The organism is Bradyrhizobium sp. CB1717 (assembly GCF_029714325.1).
Taxonomy (GTDB): domain Bacteria; phylum Pseudomonadota; class Alphaproteobacteria; order Rhizobiales; family Xanthobacteraceae; genus Bradyrhizobium.
Window position 1 is genome coordinate 7799058 of the sequence record NZ_CP121666.1, and the last position, 18577, is coordinate 7817634.

The following is an 18577-nucleotide window of genomic DNA, read 5'->3' on the forward strand; positions in this document are numbered from 1 at the left end:
CCGTGTTTTGCATAACAGTCGATGCCGAGACGTTAAGAACGGACGTGGCGCTGCCGTTGAGGCCAACGCTTGTCCCAACGCCACCGCCCACGAACGCCGTATTGAAATGCACATGGGCCTGCGCTTTGGCCGATACGTTTATTGGAACCGAAGCATTCGGCCTTCTTGCCAGCCGACTGAGGCATCTCCGACAGTTATATCCGCGCTCGCGAATTCGGCGTTGTCGGGCGATATGTCCAGCGAAATGTCGCCCAAAAGGTCATCTCGCATGAGGCCAACTTTGTCGATCTCGCCATTCGCGTTCTTCGCGCGTACCGTGATGACGCGTGCGGACGCTTTCGCGTGGTAGCACATCCGCGAGAGCCGATCGCAACGCTTCACCGGAGAGTGCCACGTACAGGTTGTCTCCCGTGCGGTGCCAATTGCGGATCTTCGTGTCTACCGAAGCTTGCAGATGCGTCAGATTGGTTGCCGATCCGGACCGTGTTTCCGAACTTTGTTGGTCAGTCGCTGGGTTCGGCGGCGAGCCTCCCAGGATCCGGACACCGTCTTCCGTGGGAAACGCGACCGTGAATGGAAATGGCTCATGGACGGCTACGCCGTGATAATCCGTCACAATTTGCGTGGATTCACCGCCTTGAAGGTCTGATTTTGACTTGATGCGATTTTGGTCGAGAAGGAGACGTCAGCCGGAAGGTCCACAGGGATGATAAGTTGATCTGCGAAAGACGAAAGGATACGCGCTGCGACTGCGTTTTCGAACAGGTGCCGCAAGCTCAGTTGTAGACTCCCGAATTTAATCTGCGGCGTTATGCGAATTGTAATTACCTGCAGGGCGACGAACCTATGTGCTGTTGCGGGATCGGACGATTGAGGGATCAGCAGAGCGGAGACGTCGAGCTTTAGGGTCGCCTTAGACCAACTGGGCGCAACCCTGTCCGCTTCAGCAGCGCAAGTCGCGAGCAGGTTGAGCGCGGGATCAGATGTGCTTTGTCCGGATGCTAACCGGATATCGCCCACGGGATTATGCTCGTGCTTCGTTTCCGAGGGCTAGCAAATGAGTTGAATACCGCCTGCTCGGTTATTATCCGCGAAGCAGGAACGCGTACTCAAAGGCATCGAGAGGTCTTGCGTCGCGTCTGACTGGAAAGCCGACGCAGCCTGCATCTTCCCTCGTCCGTCGCGTTTTGGTTGATTCGAGGCTTTTGAATAGGCGTGTGGCTATCTCGTATGGCAATGGAAAGGCAGCGATCTGAACGACGCGCATTCGGCAGCCTGGCTGCCTATGCCGATGTCACCTAAACCTATGTGGCGTTTCGAGCAGCAGAAGCAAGCTACCGATCCTGGCGCAGTTGGTCCGACGCGTCGAAAAAGCTGGCCGCTATTCAGATATCATCCGGCATCTGCGGCGTTCCTCCGGCCACGCTCAGGACTAGCGACCTAGATGTCTCGTCCACTGTCGGTTGGCGCCTTCTGGCGGCCGCCTGATGAGCGCGCGATCATCGCGCTTCGGCAGATTTCCCGTTCGCTTTAACGCGGACGGGTCGTTGGCAGCTCTTCGGCGTCGTCGGTTGCGATCGTCGGATCCGCCAAATCGTAACCGAAGCCTTCGTAAACGAACGCGCTACGGATCAATTCGCAGTCACGCTCGCTGACGCCAACCTGTCGGCAGACCCTATACCAGGACTCCCCAATGATCGCTTTCATGCCGTCGACGATTGCCGTTGCCTCTTCTTTTGATAAGAGGAAACGTTCACTCTGCGAGAGCAAATTGAGCCGGTTGGCGTAACGCCCCCAGTTGCCGAACGCCATCGCCAGGTCCCGGCGCTCCAAGGCAATCATCGGGTTCGGGGTGAGGTCGTATGCCGGTGACAGAGACCACGCTTGGTCCTTTGCCAAGATGGCATGGTTACGTGGATGATCGTCGGTATTGGAGATGAGAGCGTTGAAGCACACCCGCCGAAACAGCTCTGGCAGATCTTTCGACTGACTTCCGGATGCGGCTCGCCGAATTTCGTCAGCCAGCAGGAGATATGACCATTTTTGACGCTTATCGGCAGCATCAGGCGTGTCATCGGCATCGAGCAGCGTCAAGGCGCTCACCATCCTGCTGCGGTGGTAACCCTTCTCCGTCTTATTCCGATCGAACCGTTTAATCAGGACGACATCTTTATCGCCGATCGTGGTCATCTGGCTCTCTGCGCACGAGATCCCGCACCCGCGAGCAAGGGTCAGTATGGCGTGCTCGACCCGAGGGTTATTCCATCGATCGTCGCGGTGGGGGAATTTCGCGAGCCAAAGCGCACCCTCGTCCTCGACAGTGGCCTTCGGCCGCGCGCCCCCCATCGAAGTGCCCGCGCGCATCAACGCCTCTGCCTGTTCAGCGTCAGCACCTGCTGGTGCTGCTGCTGCTGGATCCTTCTCGGCGGCAACGATCTGGTCGGCTACTTCGATTAAACGCGCCAAGTCCAGCGTCTTGTTGAACGTACGAACAGGTGCCGGCGGTTGCACGTTGAGACCAAAGCCCAAGGCGCCGGCGCGATCGTCGGGTGAATTGAGCAGATATTGAATTTCGCTCGGCGACGGATTGCCCAGACGAGTTTCCATCAGCTTGCGTCCCCAGGCGTCCGGAGAGCTGTCGCGCAACGCGCCAAAATTGCCCCGCAGCTTCGTTGTTCGGAATGGCGGAACTTGAATCTTGAGCTCGACCGGATCGAACTCGACGCGATCCTTTCGCTCGAGGTAGCTGCGGCCATAGACGAATTGTCCAACGGCGGCACCTTGGCGTGTCGTGTCGAGCTGATACCGCCCGGCCGTAACCGGTTCTGTCTGGCCTGGCAGCGTGATATAGACGAAACATTCCTCAGAAGGCATTGCTTGGTCCCCCCCCCTGTCGCGCACGCTCGCGCTCATCGAGGCCGCTTAGAGCGAGCCCCTCCTCATCGTTCTTCGGGTTGGCAACGTCGGCAAGAGACGGGAGAAGATTCATTGCCCACAGCATGCCGAGATACACGCCGGCACTGGTGCTCAATTTCCCGTTCTCAGCATCGGCGATGACGTGCCGATCTACGCCCAGCTTAGTTGCCAGCTCTGTATGGCTCAGGTTGCGGCGCAGGCGCGCGGTCCGGAGGTTGTTGCCCAAGCGCTTGGTCGCCTCCTGAACGGCAGAGGGTGGTGCGCTGATAAACTTACTGCGAGGAGGCATGGCGTCTTAAGGCTCCCTTAAAAGGCTTATTGGCGCCTTATGGCACCGAGGGATATAGCACCGTTCGCTGGCGATGTCAACTACTTGGCGCCTTAAGCTACCGCAAAGCCACATATTGGCGCCTTAACACGCCAATAATTCCCTAAAGGCTGAGAATTTACCGTGCGCACTTGTGCCTCAACATGGGCCCGCTGACCCCCGATCCCGACATGCATCAGATGGGAAACAAATTGACGGCGGCCTCGCGAGTACATAACAGGAACATCGAAGACTGCCCTTTCAATCTCCCTCAATGCGGCAAAGCCAGTTCTTTGCCAAAGAGCGGGCGATTTCTGCCCGGCTCAAAAGTGCGGATTGCGTGGAAAAGGGCGGCGACCGGCGAACAGCATGTAGACATCGCCGCCGCAGACGGCCCAATCGCACTTGGATCGATTTTCAATCCAGACCGGTCGGAATGGGGAAGTTCATGAACTTTAAAGCAATCGCAGCCGGCGCTTCAACTGAACCGACCCTGCAATGCCCCAACTGCAATCACGAGATCCACCTGACGGAATCATTGGCTGCTCCGCTGCTCGCGGAAACGCGTCAGCGCTTTCAGGAACAGCTGGCGAGCAAGGACGCCGAGTTGGCTCGAAAAGTCGAGGCGCTGCGGCTGGAACGCGAGCAACTTACGAGGGAACGCGAGCAACTTGAAGATCGGGTCGCACAACGATTGGCGATAGAGAGGGCGCAACTTGCCGCTAGCGAGGGAAGGAAGGCGCGCGAGGCGGCTGCCGCTGAGCTACAAGCGAAGGAAGCGGAGGCTGCAGAGCTAAGGGCCAGCTTGGCCAACAACAACCTCAAGCTGGCCGAGGCCCAGAAGCAACAAGCCGAGTTGATGCGACAGCAACGAGCGCTCGAAGAGGAAAAGCGGGAGCTCGACTTAACCATAGAAAAACGCGTGCACGCATCCATCGGGGGAATCCAGACTAAGGCAAGGCAGGATGCCGACGAAGCCGCGCGCTTGCGCGTTGCGGAAAAGGACCAAACAATCGAATCCATGGCCCGCACGATCGAAGAGTTGAAGCGCAAGGCCGAGAGGACAGCAGACCAAGATGGAGCAGGTCTACCAATACCTGACCGGCACAAAATTCCGCCAGCGGGTGGATGCCGTGGTCGAGAAGTTTAACGATATGCGCGAGGATTTGGATAAGGAGCGCAAATTCTTGGGAAGGCAGTGGGCCAAGCGCGAAACGCAAATATTGGCCGTGATCGAATCGACCGTCGGCATGGTTGGTGACCTGCAAGCGATTGCCGGCAAGGCGATGCCGGAGATTCCCAGTCTAGAGGTCCCAATGTTGGAAGCCGCAGGCGAACCTGACTGGAAAGTAGGATAAGCATATCTATCCCCGCCATTCGCCTTAGTCGAACGGAGAGTTGGGCGTGCCCCAAAACAACCGCATGAACAGGTACCACATTGCTTTAACACCCGAAGAACAAGAGCTTTGATTGATCTTCGGGATGACTTGCTCGTTGCGATCGATCCACACGCAGTCTACCAAAGCAATCGCGTACCGATTTTGGCGCTGATGAAATCTCTCATCGATCGTGGGGCGATACCTCAGCATCGCGTCAGTTTTTTCACGGATCCCAAGTACAAGCCAGGTCGCCTGAAGGGGTCTCGGCAAAGCCTCTTCGAAAGAAACGGCACCAGAGCTGAAGAGATCTTCGAGCACCCTCGCTTCAAGCCGTATCTTAGATATTTCTGCACGGATGCGAATTACCGACCGGGGCAATTTCCGAATTCGAACGGGAAGTCGACAACCCCGAGTGGGTCAGCGGGAGCGATGGGATCGATCTTGCGAAGAAGGCCATCGCAATTTGCCGACGGCACCGCATTCCCGAGCACGAAGTCGTCGAACAATTTTTCAAGCTCACGCTGGATATGGGAATAAGTTTCTCTCAGGCGAACACGATACTTGTCGGTTGCGCAAGGATTCGATTGCACGGCGAAGGTCGGTTAACCCATTGAACTTACACACATGGTAGGCTCATTGGGGGATATTAGCGTCCGAGGTCCTTAGCCAGCCAAGAGCGTGCCGGGGCCTGCCGCATCATCGAAAGAATCGCTCGCGATGGAGCGACCTGACGGGGCCCTCTGCGTTTCGATGAAGGCGCCCGATGAGGTACAGCAGTTCCGAAACAAGGTGATTGAGCGCCACCGTGTGGATTGGAAGCCGCCTCCCATGAACCGACCGGGGCAAGCGTGGCTGGCGGATATTTGATGAATGTAGGCTCCGGCATGGTCGCGAGCCGTCCAATTCCGCGACACCAGTTTTCTCGCGCGGCGAGGCGCGGTCCGAGTCAAAAAGATGCCGCTGCCGGAGTTTCCAGCAGCGGCGCCAGTCAGGGAGGAAGCAGACGAGCCGGTCTGCTAGCGGATCCGTAGGGCGCAGATAGCTCGCCCGAATTTTTTACCCGAGACGCTTCACGGCCGTCTTTCACCGCGAGCCGAGCTCGCTCAGTACCCTGCAGCAAATCGCATCCGGCACTCAGGATGGCGCGGAGAGCCCAGTTAAGCAGCCAGGAGGAACGGCGCCGACCATTCCTTCCGATAACGATCGACGTCGTGGTCTAGACCTGGATGAAGCGGCGTGTAAGATCGGCGGAAGCATCAATTGGGTAGGGTTGGGTAGAAACCGTGAGAGCCAATGTTTTGGGTCGCCTTGCCGCAAGTCTCTCCTCGTCTCGCGGTGATCAGATGACGATCTATGCGCCGTCACTGCGGACCCTTCCACAGAACGCCATGCTAGTCATGGCCACGCTTCCCGTCATCGACTGGAACGACTGTCTCCTGCGGGACCTGCAAGCGGGACTCAAAGTGCCCCCTTCCTGCTATGCAGCGATCGTCATGATCGACCCGTTTGCATGCTGGGAAGATCTTGGTGATTTGTTGAAAGATGCAAGGATGACCGGAGTGACGAACTTTCCGCCGGCCTCCATGATTGAACGGACACCGGCAGGAGTGCCGCTAGATCGCGGTCAGGAACTTGAATTTCGCCGTATGGAGTGGTTTGCAAGCCGAGGGTTCAAAGTCCTGTTTGTCGCGGCGGACGAGGCAAAGATGACAGCAGCGGAGCAACGGCTAGGTTCGCAGCTGGATGGGTCCGTCTATCTGCGACCCGAGGCGCTTGCACTGCCGATTGGATCGGACATCGGGCTCGTAAGCCTTGGCTCTCATGGATCGTCGTCGGTACCGAAGTTCTCCCTGGAGCAGGCCGCCACGGCCAAGCAGCCGCTCCGACGGGCATGAGGCCTTATTCGAGGATCCGCAGTTTCTTGATTTTGTTGTAGAGGGTTTTGCGCGAAAGCCCGAGAGAGCGAGCAGTCTTGCCGCGGTGAAGCCGGTTTCTCTTCAGGCCCTCGATAATCCAGTCTCGCTCGGACAGCGTGGCCGCGGGCCGTGCGCCCGAAGGTGGCTCCAACAACGGCTTTAGCACCATTCCCGTGATGTGACTTGATGGCAGGGTCACGAGCTGGTTCACGATCTGCCGCAACTCGCGCAAATTGCCTGGCCAATCGTGCCCGGCGAGCGCAAGGAATGCAGAGTTTTCTATCGTGAGCGTCTGGGCGCTGGAATCTCCTTTGGCTTCGACGGTGAAGTGTTGAACGAGTTGCGGCAGATCTTCAAGCCTGTCGGGTAGCGAAGGTAACTGGACATCCAGCCCGGTAAAAAGGTCGAGAAGCCGCGCGCCCAGAACCGTTTCAAGCCCAGCGCCTCGGGCCACCGTCGCGGTCGCAATGATCCGGGCGTGGGAACGCATGACAGTGACCCCGTTCAGAGGGGTAAACCCGCCTGTCTCCAGGTAATCGGCGAGGCGTTCCTGGCCTTCGCGCGAAAGCTGGTCAACATGCAGCAGCAAGACGGCGCCGTCGCTCGACGCCTCCAGGAGCGACAATTGGCGTCTGCCACTCTCAAGGCGCTCGGCGCCGAAAAACGGGCCGAGTGTATCCATCGCCGGACCTGGTCGGCAATGAAACAGCGTTGCCTTGGCGTGCCTGCGGTCGCTGAACGCGTGAATAAGGTTTGCTATTCTACGCTTGCCGGAGCCGGCCTCTCCCCAGATGAGGACTGGGCTTGGGGTTGCGGCAAGGCGTTTGGTCATCTCCAGGACGCGCTTCATTGCCGAGGACTGCGCGATCACGCCGTGCCTGAAGCCACTCAACTGCAGCTTCCTTTCGAGCAGATCCACCTTCTCGCGCAACAGGTAGATGGTCTTGAAGCCCGACGTCACCTCGAGGACCGACATCTCCAGAGGCACGCGGTCTAGCGAAGAGCCTCCGATGAACCCCTGGATTCCGGTTTCGCGGCAGATGTCCAAGAGCTCGTCTGGCTTTGTGATCGGGCCGCCCCCAAGCAAGCAGATGGTGCTCTTGTTGACGGATTGAGCTACGCGCGCAACGGCATTCGTACGCGCTGCAAGTTCAGACATGCTGATCGACGGATCGGGCCCGCTTTCAACCGCGCGATTTAGATTGAAGTTGATGCAAATGGCCTCGGCGCCGGCTTCGACCATTCGACGCGCTTCAGATTGACTGCGCGTATAGGCAATCGTCATCAGGCCGCGTTTTGCAGCCTTCACAAGGAGCTCGATCTCTCGGGAATAGCCAAGGCCCGACTTCTCGAGCAACGACCTGCGGTCATCATCGATGTGTATGACCGAAGGGAAGTTGGTCACGCCAGCAAATCCCCATTTGATGATCCGGTCGAGCCATCGATCCAGATCAAGCTCGGGGTCGAATGTACAGGTGCCGAAGAAGACCGGCAGCTTCGTATTTGGCAGGATCTCGGTCCGTCCGAACCCCGCTACGAACTCGTTACTATTGCGGATTGGAAGAATGGAGGCGGGCGAGGCCCCGCCCATGGCACGAAAACGGCCAGCATTGAGTGCGAGCACAAAATCGGCGCCCGCCCGCTCCGCGGCCCTGGCCGTCATGCCCGATCCGATGCCGGCACCAAGGACAAACGAGCGGGAATTCCGGAAGAACTGCCTGATTCCTGCTCCCTTCACCTCAGTGGTCCGCGTGTCGATCCTGAGCCGGCATCATCGCACGGCTCGACGTCAAGACTAGCTCCAAGTCGCAGGTGCTTGCAACCGCCGTACCGCCTTTCCGTTGCTCATGAACAAGTGGCAATCGGCTGGAGCGGCGGTCAGGCCGAGCTTTCCGGCGCTTTTGCGCGAGCCGGATTTTGGGGCCCTGGCGACGACCGTTTCGTCTCCAACGTTGCCGTAGATGTACGTGACGCTACCGAGATGCTCAACGAAATCCACGTCGAGTCCAATGGAGATCTCCTGCTGGTTGGGTGCCGGCGAGGAGAAGTCATCCGGGCGGATTCCGACAGTGACCGGCTTACCAACTAGCATTTGGTCCGGCTGGACCGGAACGGAGATCGTAGAACCGGCCTCCAGTCGGACGTCAAGGCCATGCTCGTGAGCTGCCTCGACCTTGCCGCCCAGGAAGTTCATCTTCGGCGAGCCGATGAATCCTGCCACAAAGCGCGAGGCGGGATTGTGATATAGATCGTGGGGGCTGCCGACCTGTTCGATGTTGCCGTCCTTGAGGACGACAATCTTGTCGGCCATGGTCATCGCCTCGACCTGATCATGCGTCACATAGATCATGGTATTTCCGAGTTGCTTGTGGAGCTTGGCGATTTGAACCCGCATTTGCACGCGCAACTCGGTGTCCAGGTTGGACAGGGGCTCATCGAACAGGAACACTTTTGGTTCTCGCATAATGGCGCGCCCGATTGCGACGCGCTGGCGTTGCCCGCCTGAAAGTTGTCGAGGCTTGCGATCCAATAGATGGTCGATCTGCAATAGCGACGCTGTTTTGGCTATCTTGGCGGCGATCTCGGCCTTCGAGGCTTTGGCCATGCGCAGGGGAAAGGCCAGGTTCTCTCTCACCGTCATATGCGGATAGAGAGCGTAACTCTGAAAGACCATGCCGAGGTTACGATCGGCCGCATCGATGTCGTTGACGAGCTCATTGTCGATGAGGAGCCTCCCACCGCTGATGGGCTCGAGCCCGCCAATCATGCGCAGAAGGGTGGATTTGCCTGACCCGGACGGACCAACGAAGACGACAAATTCGCCGTGATCGATGGTCAGGTCGACATTACGCAGGATCTCGATGGTCCCGTAGGCCTTCCAGAGGCCCTCCAGGCGAACGTTGGCCATTATGCCCTCCTCTGTCGCGCCTGAGCCGCGCGAGCAGCACTTACCTCAATTTCGCGCAAGCTCGATACGATGAAGTCGGGGGCCATCAAGAATGGATCCTGACGCATCGGCACGCCGGTTGTGACAAGCACCGTGGCAAGACCCGCCCTCTTTCCGGCTTGGATATCAGTAGGAACTTGGTCTCCGATCATAATGGTCGAAGCGCGGTTCGTGCCGAGGCGTGAGAGCGCTGTCTCGATCATCGGCACTTGCGGCTTTCCGGCGATCGAAGGCTGCACTTGCGTGGCGGCAGCCACAGCTGCAATCGTCGCGCCAGCCCCAGGTTCAAACCCGCTGGCCGTCGGCAGCAGAAGATCGGGATTGGTTCCGATGAAGACAGCGCCATTGAGGATCGCCTCAACGGCAATTCGCATCTTCTCGTGCGTGATATCCCGGTCAAGCCCCATCACAACGGCTTCGGGCGTTCGGTCAGTGACCTCCAGCCCAACATCGCGCATGGCCGTGACAAGCGAGGGAGCGCCGATGACATAGATTCGCGTCAACTGCGGATAATTCGCTCGAATGAGTTCTGCGGCGGTGATGGCGCTTGTAACGACCTCTGACGGTGCGATGGAAAGACCAAATCCTCTCAGCTTGCGGACGACGTCCTCCGGGGTATGCGTGGAATTGTTCGTCACAAAACAGAACGGCAGGCCGGCTTTCTGCCATCGCGTAAATGCTTCTATGGCATCCGCCATTGCGGTGCTGCCACGATAGACGACGCCATCCAGATCGGAGATGATCCCTTCTATCGGCGGCCAGTTGACGTTGGAGCCGGTGCTAACCATTCATCAGCATCCCGCCATTCACATGGACAATCTGTCCGGTCATGTAGGACGCAGCGGGGCTCGCCAGGAACACCGCGAGCCCTGCGATATCTTCAGGCAATCCGACCCGGCCCAGCGGAATTCGGCCACTGTGGCGCGCTTCGGTCTCCTCCCGCGGGCGCCCGTGCATGGGTGTATCGATAATCCCGGGTGCGATCGCGTTGACGTTGATCTTGAGCGGAGCACATTCATAAGCGAGCAGCTTTGTCACGTCGTGCACGATGGCCTTTGACAAGCAATAATCAGCGCCGCCCGCCTGGTAGTTGAAAACCGCGCCTTGAGATGACAACGAGGACCCGACATTGACGATGCGGCCGCCTTTGCTCTTCATGAAGCGCTCGATCGTTTGCTTGGCACAGCGAAGCACTGCGACGGAGTTGATCCGTATGGTTTTTTCGATTCTACCGGCATCGCCGGTTAGAAGCGGCTGAGCCGATTTTATTCCGGCGTTGTTGATCAGGACATCGAGCCTGCCGAAGCGCTTGGCGATCTCATCAAGCACCCTACCGACATCGTCTTCTCGAGACACGTCCATGCTCATGGGCAGGATGCCATTGCCGTGCGGCAAGCGCGTCAGAATGTCCCGGAGATTTTCCACATTTAGGTCGGTTGCCAGGACGTTCGCGCCGCCTTGACGAAAAGCATTGGCAATGGCTGAGCCAATGCCCCCACCCGCACCGGTCACGAGCACGGTCCTGTCTGCAACTGAGAACTTTTCGGTCATTCCAACTCCAAGATCGTTTGAGAATTCAGAAATTCGTCGACGGCCCAACCGCTGGGCATCGAGCTTTGGGCGCCGCGTCGCGTCACACATAACGCGGCAACCGCGAGCGCCTTTTTGATCGCTTCTCTTATCGGCAACCGATGGGCAAGAGAGGCTGCGAAGGCTCCATTAAAGGCGTCGCCCGCCGCGGTCGTATCAACGACCTTCACTGGAAATGCCCGTAGCGCAAAAGACGCGCTGGCATCAGCGTAGTAGGCCCCCTGCGCACCAAGCGTGATCAGGGCGGCTCTTGGCCCGAGATCGAGAAGCTTTCCGGCCGCATGAGCGGCGCTGTCGAAGTCGTGCACCTCGACACCGGTGAGCTCGAAAGCTTCCGTCTGGTTTGGAGTGACGAAATCAACACTCCTCCACGCCGCCGCGGACAGGCCCGCCCTCACGGGGGCCGGATTGAAAATGAGATCGAAACCTTTGACGCTCTTCATTGCAAAGAGATGATTGAGCGCGGGGATCGGCATGCCCATCTCGGCCACGACGATTGCGTCCCGCTGAATGAATTCAGCAGCCTTTTCGACCATGCTTGGTGTGACATTTGCATTGGCGCCCGGGTCTATGACGATCATGTTGGAGCCGTCGTCACCGACAAGGACGAGAGCAGAACCCGATATCTCCCCTGGGCACACCGCTATGGCATCGAGACGGACGCCTGCCTCACGCAGCGCTTGCAGCAATGATCGACCGGCGTCGTCATCGCCAAGTCGGGTGTAGAAGCTCGGCCGAAGGCCCAATCGAGCGGCGGCGACCGCCTGATTGGCGCCCTTGCCTCCCGCATTCCGCTTCAAGCTTCCCATCAAGCTTTCACCCGGCGTTGGAATCCGCTCGACGTTGAAGCAGAGGTCGAGATTTGTCGTGCCGAAGAACATCAATGGTCTGGGGCTCATTTCACTGCCCCGAAGGTAAGACCACGTTCGAGATGACGCTGGCCAAGGATGATCAGGACGACCGGCACAATCATGGTCACCACCAGACCCGCAGCCATCACCGGATAGAACTGAACGCCCGGATTGAGCAGCTTGAGCAGGGCGACGGTGACTGGTGCTTTCGTCGAACTGAGGATCAGGCCGAGCGCGAAGTTGTGCCACGCGAGCAGGAAGATAAGCAAAGAAGCGCCTATCAAGCCGGGCTTTAGAAGCGGAAGAACGATGTGCCAGACAACCCGGATTGGCTTTGCGCCATCCATGGCGGCCGCCTCCTCAATGTCCTTTGGGATGTCCTCGATATATGAACGGCTCAGCCAAATGATCATTGGCAGCGTGACGACTTGATAGACCCAGATCATACCGAAATAGGTGTCGTAAAGGCCGACTGCCTGAAACACGCTGAACAGAGGTATGACGACAAGTAGAGCCGGCGCGAAGCGGAAGCCCAGAATGAAGAATGCGATGTCCTCCTTCATTGGGATATCACGCCTCGCCAGGACGTAGCCTGCCGGTATCCCGGCAACGAGCGATACGAGCACCGCACCAAGCGAGATCACGACGCTATTAGTGACCGGGGTCAGGAAATCAACCTTGATGGTGCCGTAGCTTGTTGCCCCGGCCTGGGCGGCATCGAACAAAACGCGGAAGTTTTCAAATGTTGGAGTGAAGATAAAGCGCGGCGGCCAGGTCATGACCTCGGCCTGCTGCTTCAGCGACATCATCACGATCCAGACCAACGGAAATGTCAGGATCAGCGTACAAGCCACAACCAGCAGATTAAGGAACAAGCTTGCAGGCGTTGAGCGACTGAAACGCATGTCAGCCTCCTCTAGCTTACGCGGTGCCGGACCAACCGCCACAATCTCACCATGACAAAGGTCCCGAGAAGCACGATCATCCAATTGACAACCATGAGCGCGGCACCACGCCCGAAGGCGAGATTTTGAAAGGCCGTGATGTAGGCGCGAACCGAGAGCACGGAAGTACTGTCACCCGGCCCCCCCTGGGTTGTTCCGAAGATGATATCAAACTGATTGAGCGATTCGATCAGCCGAAATACCGCGGCGATCAGGATGTACGGTGCAATGAGCGGAAGCTCGATATGGAGGAACGTTGCCCAACCCCGCGCGCCATTGACCCGCGCGGCTTCTCTGACCTCATCGTTGATGCCCTGCAAGCCGGCGAAGATGATTAGCGCAAAAAATGGTGTGTAAGTCCATATGTCGATGAGAACCAGCGAGCACATCGCCGTGCTGGCATCCGAAATCCATGCGAACCGACCGATCCCAATGAGCGAAAGCAAATAGTTCAGGATCCCATTCTGCGGATCCATCATTGTGGTCCACATCAAAGCGACGCTCATTGGCGGCAGAACCAGGGGAAGGAGAATGACGGGCCGCATCAGCCGGGCAAGGAACACCCCACTTGCGAATAGTTTGGCGAGCGCAAGGCCAAAGAACGCTTCGGCGAGCACGGCGGAGCAGGCATACGCCATAGTTGCCCGCACGCTATTCCAGAAATCTTGGCTCTTGATTGCCACTTCATAGTTGGTGAATCCAATGAACCGAACCACGGGACGGCCAAACTTGAGATCGGTCAGTGATTGAAAGACCCCATAGAAAAACAGAAAAAGAAATCCAAGCAGGATGATGATTGCGGGGGCAATCGCAGCGAGGCTCAACCAGTCAAGAGCATTCTGCTCGGCCTTTTGCGCCTGCTCGTTTTTGGACGAGACCAGCTGGTCTGCCGATGATTGTAGCGTCACGATTGCGTCGATGCCTTGAAGGTCCATCGCTCACTTCTCAAAAGATACTCGGGCGTGGTTGGGGCGACAAACCCTTATGCCGCCCCCGACCGCCTTACATGGAGGAGCGGATCTCGGAGGCGAGGTCGGTCAACGTCGCCTTCACGTCCGCGCCGTTGACCATTTTCTGCATGGCAATTGCCCAGGCGTTCATTGCCTCGGCAAATCCTACGCGCGGCGTAAAGGCCAATGCAGCCCTGTCCTGCACGATTTTGAAGGTATCCACGAAGTTCGTGAATTCCGGTTTAGCCGCGTAGTCGAGCCAAACCTTGTCGCTCCAGGTGGAGGCGCGCGGAGAGTTGACGAGCTTCCCGGCGACGGCACCGTTGAGCTCGACCTGCTTTGACGTCGCCCACTGGATGAACAGCCAGGCTGCTCCCTTTTTCTGAGAGGCCGCATTCATGGCGAGGGACCAGATCCAGATGTTCGATTCGAAATTCTTGCCGTTTGGAGCGCGCAGAGGGGGAGCGAATGCAATCTTGCCCGAAGCGGGCTTGCCGGCGACATCGTTCCAGAACCCGAACATGTTGGAATCGATCGCCATCGCTGTCCGACCCGAATTGATGCCATCGACCACCTGATACCAGTTGTCGTTGGCAAAGGATGGAGCCGCGCACTTCTTGATCATCTCCACATAATCCTTGTGGAAGGCGACCGACTCAGGCGAATCGAGACCAGTTTCTAATTTGCCGTCCTTAACCACGAAGTCGTGCACACCGTAAGACTTTGCAATCGAGATTGCGGCCGTGTGGATGCTGCTCCAAAAGCGGACTCCCCGCACGCCCAGAGGTGTGATCGCCGGATCCGCAGATTTCAGCTTCTCGCAAGCCGCGGACATCTCCGACGGGGTTGTCGGAACCTTGATACCGTGCTTGTCCAGAATGTCCTTACGGTAGAATAATTGGATGTTTTCGAACCCGTGCGGGATAGCCCACACCTGACCCCGGCCCGCTTCGATTTGCCCGCCATTAACTTGCCACGTCAGCGCGTCACGCAACGCGGGGAAGAAGTCCTTGTAATCATAGCTTGCCGAGGTGAGCTTGGGGTTGTTCAGATAGCGGTCGAGCGGCTCGAGTAGTTGACTGGGCGCGAGATCCCAAGCCGGCTGAATCCCCGTGCCGACGACGTCCCACGAGGGCGACTTCGTGCTCAGCTGGATTGTCAGCTTATTCCAGTAGGCGTCGTCCGGATAAAGTTCGGGCGTCACTTTGATGCCTGTCAACTTCTCGAACTCAGGCAGCTGTGCTGCAACGGCGTCAGCATATGGATGGATGTCGTAAGCCCACACGAGCGAAGAGCCCTCGAACTGGCGCCAGTTGATATCCTCCGCTTTGGCCTGGACGAAAGATGCGGCCGCACCGGCCAAGAGCGTTGAGCAAATCAGAGCGGTTTTGACGAAATGAGCCGAATGGCCGCGCAAAGCGCCTGGCGTCCTTGGCATTAGTCCCTCCTCTGGGCTCTTTGACCCGCAATTCACGTGCCCCTTCTCTTCCAGGGCCGCGAGTGTTGGAAACGCTAACCGCCATTTTCCGCCCATATGCACCCATTCAGATCGAAGTTGGGTAACATTGGGTAAGTCAAGAAAAGCAGCATCACATGAGCGCCGTAGCGGGAGATAATCAATGCCGGCGCATGTTCAGGCCCCGCGAAGCCACCGTCCAAAGGAGTATCGATCCTGGCCAAGTGCTCGCGCTTTTGCATCAGTAACTGGTTCAAATGCTCTATTGATCCCGCCGCTCGTCATAGACGCGTCTTGAGTGGCAGCCTCAATAGAGACGACAACTCGCTGCAGAATAACGACAGATGGTCGCAACCTTTCGCAATCTCCCATCGCACCGACGATCTGGTCGCTCGATCGGCCGAACGGCGGTGCGATAAGCGCTGCGCCCGCAGCGTGGGGAAGTGTCTGATCTGCTTTCCTCGAAGCAACAGCTCAGCAGGACGGTGTGCAGATGGATTTTGCAAGCGTTCCAGCAGTCGCGCGGCGCAGGACGCCCTTTTCGAGCACCCCCGCCTTCAGCCATTTGTCAATCATCAGGTTTTCTGCCCAATCAGCGACAGCCCCTTCTTCGAATTTCTAACGGGGCGCGCGCACGCCCTGCACATTCATGCTGCGCTGCATGCGGCGTTTCGATGGGACAAGGTGCGGCGTTTCACCAGGGATGACTTGTATGACAACACAGGATCAAGAGGTTTCTCACCTTAACCAGCCATCTCTCTGTTAGCATCCTTGCGTGCTGCCAAGCAGCTGAATGACCATGCCGCACGCGTGAACATCACACCGTTTACCGCCCAGGAATCAAGGCAATGACCGCACGGTGCGATGCGCTCGAAGGGCGCTTCGGAAAAGAAATGCACAACGAATATGGCTGGGCCTAGGTTGCTCTCAAAAATACCAAGCCCAACTTCGCGCAGATTGAAAAAGCCGCGTCCCTTGACCATTGCGGGCACGGTAGCATAGCAAAAGACAACTATGCGCCTGGTGCGGCGCGGCGCCGCGCAATACGAGCATGGCTGGCGCGCGCAACCATCTGGATAGCGATAAGGATGGCCGCGTTCTCCATGCTCGAGATTGGATGAGCGTTGTTTTCACTATAAACGGCCAAGTCCACCTCGACGCCAAACCCAGGGACAGCAACCGTCTGACGCAACTTTCTGATGCCACTCACAGTTCGAGAGCAGATGAAGCACTCGCCGTCATATAAACTTCGGAATGGGATTCGTTGCTCGCGCATCATCACCGGCCTTGATGACTCATGGGAACTTTGGACGCCCGCGCTGCGTTCGCGCCTCGATATCATCGCTACACGCCGCGCGAAAACATCATCGCTCTCACGATATTAGCGCGATTCGCGCGCTATGATCGTTTGGTCAGCAGCTTCACATTGCAGGATTTCAGCAGATTAGCCTGTAGTTTTGTCCAATTCCGTCCCGTCCGGGGCTTTGTCGTGCAGTTAAAGCCGGCGAAGGACCTCCTCTCGCGAACTGGCGCACCGCTGAGTGCCGTCTAGCCGCGCTCGAGATCGCGCGCAACTACAAGCTGATCTAGCAGAAATACGCACGATCATGCCCCTCAAACGCCGCAGAACGTCCTGGTTGCAATGTTAGCATCCCTCGCCGATCGGCTGGGGAACAAGCATGCTTAAAGCATTTCGCAATACTGTCATGGCACTCACTTTTGTCACCGTCGCCGGCAGTAACATAATTTGGAGTTTGCTGGATGACTACGTCGCCTGCGGCCTAGCGGTAGCCGCTTCAGTCACCGCCGGCTTTTGCGCCGAGCGCGCCTTCGTCAAACGGTCCCATCGCGAAATGATCCGTCAACACGGCGCAGACTGGCAGCCTGGTAGCGAGCGCATAGAGTCTGGCGGACCAACTAGGACGGCGAAGGCAGAGAAATGACAATCGACCGGAACATCGAGAGCGGCACGAAGCGGGAGGCGCCCAAGCTGGAGGTGCTCGATTGCCAAACCCCGTCGCGACAGTTGCTAGCCCATGCATCGGCGATCGAGGCATTGCGCGCCTGGTACGCCATGCAGTCAACCGTCAATACCGTCGCGCTCTACGACGCCGCAGCAGCGCTGTTCAGCTCGGATTTCGACCGGGCCGAATACCACGAAGTCGAGTGAATATATCTGATCTCGACGCGCTTGCAGTTGGGAAAGCGCGGGCCGAAGTCCAGATTATCTTACGCCGACGGAACGGGTGAAAGCTTCTAGTTCGATTCCTTCCGTTACGTCGCGAGGCGGCCACCATAAGTCCCTGCCTCACAATAGAAGAGGCAGGCGATCAGCCTGAGATTATTTAATGGCGCCCTTAAGGGGAGGTTGCTCGATCGAGACAACACTCTATCTGCTCGACCGGCGGTTAGACAAAGATTCACGAGATCGTAGATCGCGCGGGCGCGTTCGCTAGGCCAAAGCGCTGAGATTTACGCGAACGCCTCAAGTAGTCGTAGGCCAGGACCTCGATGCCGTCTTCAAGCATGTCGGAATAAGGGTGAAAGATATCGACGGGCACCGGCCGCAAGAGGATGCGTTCGTCAGCCGTCAAACCAAGTTTGTTTCGCGTAAGTGGAGGGTCGTGAAACGGGCCCCTTGTAGCTGATCTTGCTTTCATGAGAGCTTGCGGCGGAAGAGTTCGAATTCTTGCTGATCCACCGGGACCACGATGCCGCTTTCGTCATAGACCCAGGCGCCACCTCGGCGAAACCCGCTTTAAGAATGCTTCGCCGAGGTGCGCTTCATTGCGCAACCTAAAATCCAGATCCTCGGAAAAGCGATAGGTTCCGACTAAGCATGTTTTCAGACAGGTACCGCCCTTGAAGACCTAGCCTTTCGGCGAGTTCCTCATGCGCGCAGACGCCGGCGATAAATCAGCCGAGAACGCAGTCTTTTCGACAACATGCGGAACGAGCGAGGTCTGTCCTGCGACAGCAAGAATTGCGCGCTTGCCGATCAATGTCTGCCTCCGCGAACCCAGGTCGACGGAATGAAGAGCCGCCATCTTGAGACGGGGCGCGAATAAATCCAGCGTGGGATCAAGCTTCGCATTTCCTCCGTGCGCCGTGTGCGGCACAGTTCGGCAAGTGATACGCCGTCCGAACGTCGCTACGCAAGAAAGCCAAGTTGCTTGAACACGACGCCGTTGCCGAGCCGCTCACCATGTTCATGAGCGCTTGATCATTGCGATCGATCCGCTTGAGATAGATACTCTCGCGGATCAGACACCCGCTGAATGCCGCCGCTCAGTGCGGCATATCGATGAGCGATCCGAAGAC

14 protein-coding genes and 1 pseudogene are annotated in these 18577 nt (G+C 57.8%); 3 read left to right on the forward strand and 12 right to left on the reverse strand.

Annotation, left to right across the window (positions count from 1 at the left end):
- Positions 1-612 precede the first annotated feature (612 nt).
- The 3 genes from QA649_RS36230 to QA649_RS36240 form a co-directional block, all read right to left on the reverse strand.
- Complete coding sequence (locus tag QA649_RS36230; protein ID WP_283021374.1) at positions 613-1020, reverse strand: hypothetical protein; 408 nt, start codon at positions 1018-1020, stop codon at positions 613-615.
- Between the two features lie 510 nt (positions 1021-1530).
- A complete protein-coding gene (locus QA649_RS36235) occupies positions 1531-2874 on the reverse strand; it encodes a HipA domain-containing protein (protein ID WP_283021375.1) in 1344 nt (447 codons plus the stop codon).
- Positions 2864-3142: a helix-turn-helix transcriptional regulator gene (locus QA649_RS36240; RefSeq protein ID WP_209312059.1), complete on the reverse strand. Its 279-nt coding sequence runs from the start codon at positions 3140-3142 to the stop codon at positions 2864-2866. Before QA649_RS36240 ends, QA649_RS36235 begins: the two co-directional genes overlap by 11 nt.
- Before the next feature lie 529 nt (positions 3143-3671).
- On the opposite strand from QA649_RS36240, the pseudogene QA649_RS36245 reads away from it, so the two are divergent.
- Positions 3672-4581: pseudogene (locus QA649_RS36245) on the forward strand (DUF2130 domain-containing protein).
- A 24-nt stretch (positions 4582-4605) separates the two neighbouring features.
- On the opposite strand, the gene QA649_RS36250 reads toward QA649_RS36245, so the two are convergent.
- Positions 4606-4920, reverse strand: coding sequence for a hypothetical protein (locus QA649_RS36250; protein ID WP_283021376.1), 315 nt, complete (start codon positions 4918-4920; stop codon positions 4606-4608).
- 1025 nt (positions 4921-5945) lie between these two features.
- Here QA649_RS36250 and QA649_RS36255 point away from each other — a divergent pair.
- Positions 5946-6497: a hypothetical protein gene (locus tag QA649_RS36255; RefSeq protein WP_167406915.1), complete on the forward strand. Its 552-nt coding sequence runs from the start codon at positions 5946-5948 to the stop codon at positions 6495-6497.
- A gap of 4 nt (positions 6498-6501) precedes the next feature.
- Here the strand turns inward: QA649_RS36255 and QA649_RS36260 are convergent, their stop codons facing one another.
- The 8 genes from QA649_RS36260 to QA649_RS36295 all read right to left on the reverse strand — a co-directional run bounded on the left by QA649_RS36260 (position 6502) and on the right by QA649_RS36295 (position 15238).
- The gene (locus QA649_RS36260) at positions 6502-8181 is read right to left on the reverse strand and encodes a phosphoenolpyruvate hydrolase family protein (protein WP_283021377.1); all 1680 of its coding nucleotides are present in this window, start codon (positions 8179-8181) and stop codon (positions 6502-6504) included.
- 132 nt (positions 8182-8313) lie between these two features.
- Entirely contained in the window at positions 8314-9426 is a 1113-nt protein-coding gene (gene ugpC, locus QA649_RS36265) for a sn-glycerol-3-phosphate ABC transporter ATP-binding protein UgpC (protein WP_283021378.1), read from the reverse strand.
- Positions 9426-10253: an HAD-IIA family hydrolase gene (locus QA649_RS36270; protein WP_283021379.1), complete on the reverse strand. Its 828-nt coding sequence runs from the start codon at positions 10251-10253 to the stop codon at positions 9426-9428. The genes ugpC and QA649_RS36270 overlap by 1 nt, the downstream gene beginning before the upstream one ends.
- Positions 10246-11016 (reverse strand): SDR family oxidoreductase, encoded by a 771-nt coding sequence (locus QA649_RS36275; protein WP_283021380.1) that lies wholly within the window; start codon positions 11014-11016, stop codon positions 10246-10248. The genes QA649_RS36270 and QA649_RS36275 overlap by 8 nt, the downstream gene beginning before the upstream one ends.
- Entirely contained in the window at positions 11013-11936 is a 924-nt protein-coding gene (locus tag QA649_RS36280; RefSeq protein WP_283021381.1) for a ribokinase, read from the reverse strand. The genes QA649_RS36275 and QA649_RS36280 overlap by 4 nt, the downstream gene beginning before the upstream one ends.
- A 14-nt stretch (positions 11937-11950) precedes the next feature.
- Positions 11951-12811 carry a carbohydrate ABC transporter permease gene (locus tag QA649_RS36285; RefSeq protein WP_100233421.1) on the reverse strand — a complete coding sequence of 287 codons (861 nt, stop codon included), beginning with the start codon at positions 12809-12811 and terminating at the stop codon, positions 11951-11953.
- Between the two features lie 11 nt (positions 12812-12822).
- On the reverse strand, positions 12823-13785 hold the full coding sequence (locus QA649_RS36290) for a sugar ABC transporter permease (protein WP_283021382.1): 963 nt from the start codon (positions 13783-13785) through the stop codon (positions 12823-12825).
- A gap of 67 nt (positions 13786-13852) precedes the next feature.
- On the reverse strand, positions 13853-15238 hold the full coding sequence (locus tag QA649_RS36295; protein ID WP_283021383.1) for a sugar ABC transporter substrate-binding protein: 1386 nt from the start codon (positions 15236-15238) through the stop codon (positions 13853-13855).
- A 1957-nt stretch (positions 15239-17195) separates the two neighbouring features.
- Between QA649_RS36295 and QA649_RS36300 the strand changes: the two genes are divergently transcribed.
- Positions 17196-17426 carry a hypothetical protein gene (locus tag QA649_RS36300; RefSeq protein ID WP_283021384.1) on the forward strand — a complete coding sequence of 77 codons (231 nt, stop codon included), beginning with the start codon at positions 17196-17198 and terminating at the stop codon, positions 17424-17426.
- Positions 17427-18577 lie beyond the last annotated feature (1151 nt).

Bases quoted from the DNA above. Each gene is read 5' to 3' on its own strand.
- QA649_RS36295 (WP_283021383.1), bottom strand. From the start codon at position 15,238: ATGCCAAGGACGCCAGGCGCTTTGCGCGGCCATTCGGCTCATTTCGTC.
- QA649_RS36275 (WP_283021380.1), bottom strand. From the start codon at position 11,016: ATGACCGAAAAGTTCTCAGTTGCAGACAGGACCGTGCTCGTGACCGGT.
- QA649_RS36285 (WP_100233421.1), bottom strand. From the start codon at position 12,811: ATGCGTTTCAGTCGCTCAACGCCTGCAAGCTTGTTCCTTAATCTGCTG.
- QA649_RS36300 (WP_283021384.1), top strand. From the start codon at position 17,196: ATGACAATCGACCGGAACATCGAGAGCGGCACGAAGCGGGAGGCGCCC.
- QA649_RS36260 (WP_283021377.1), bottom strand. From the start codon at position 8,181: ATGACGGCCAGGGCCGCGGAGCGGGCGGGCGCCGATTTTGTGCTCGCA.
- QA649_RS36270 (WP_283021379.1), bottom strand. From the start codon at position 10,253: ATGGTTAGCACCGGCTCCAACGTCAACTGGCCGCCGATAGAAGGGATC.
- QA649_RS36235 (WP_283021375.1), bottom strand. From the start codon at position 2,874: ATGCCTTCTGAGGAATGTTTCGTCTATATCACGCTGCCAGGCCAGACA.
- QA649_RS36255 (WP_167406915.1), top strand. From the start codon at position 5,946: ATGACGATCTATGCGCCGTCACTGCGGACCCTTCCACAGAACGCCATG.
- ugpC (WP_283021378.1), bottom strand. From the start codon at position 9,426: ATGGCCAACGTTCGCCTGGAGGGCCTCTGGAAGGCCTACGGGACCATC.
- QA649_RS36290 (WP_283021382.1), bottom strand. From the start codon at position 13,785: ATGGACCTTCAAGGCATCGACGCAATCGTGACGCTACAATCATCGGCA.
- QA649_RS36280 (WP_283021381.1), bottom strand. From the start codon at position 11,936: ATGTTCTTCGGCACGACAAATCTCGACCTCTGCTTCAACGTCGAGCGG.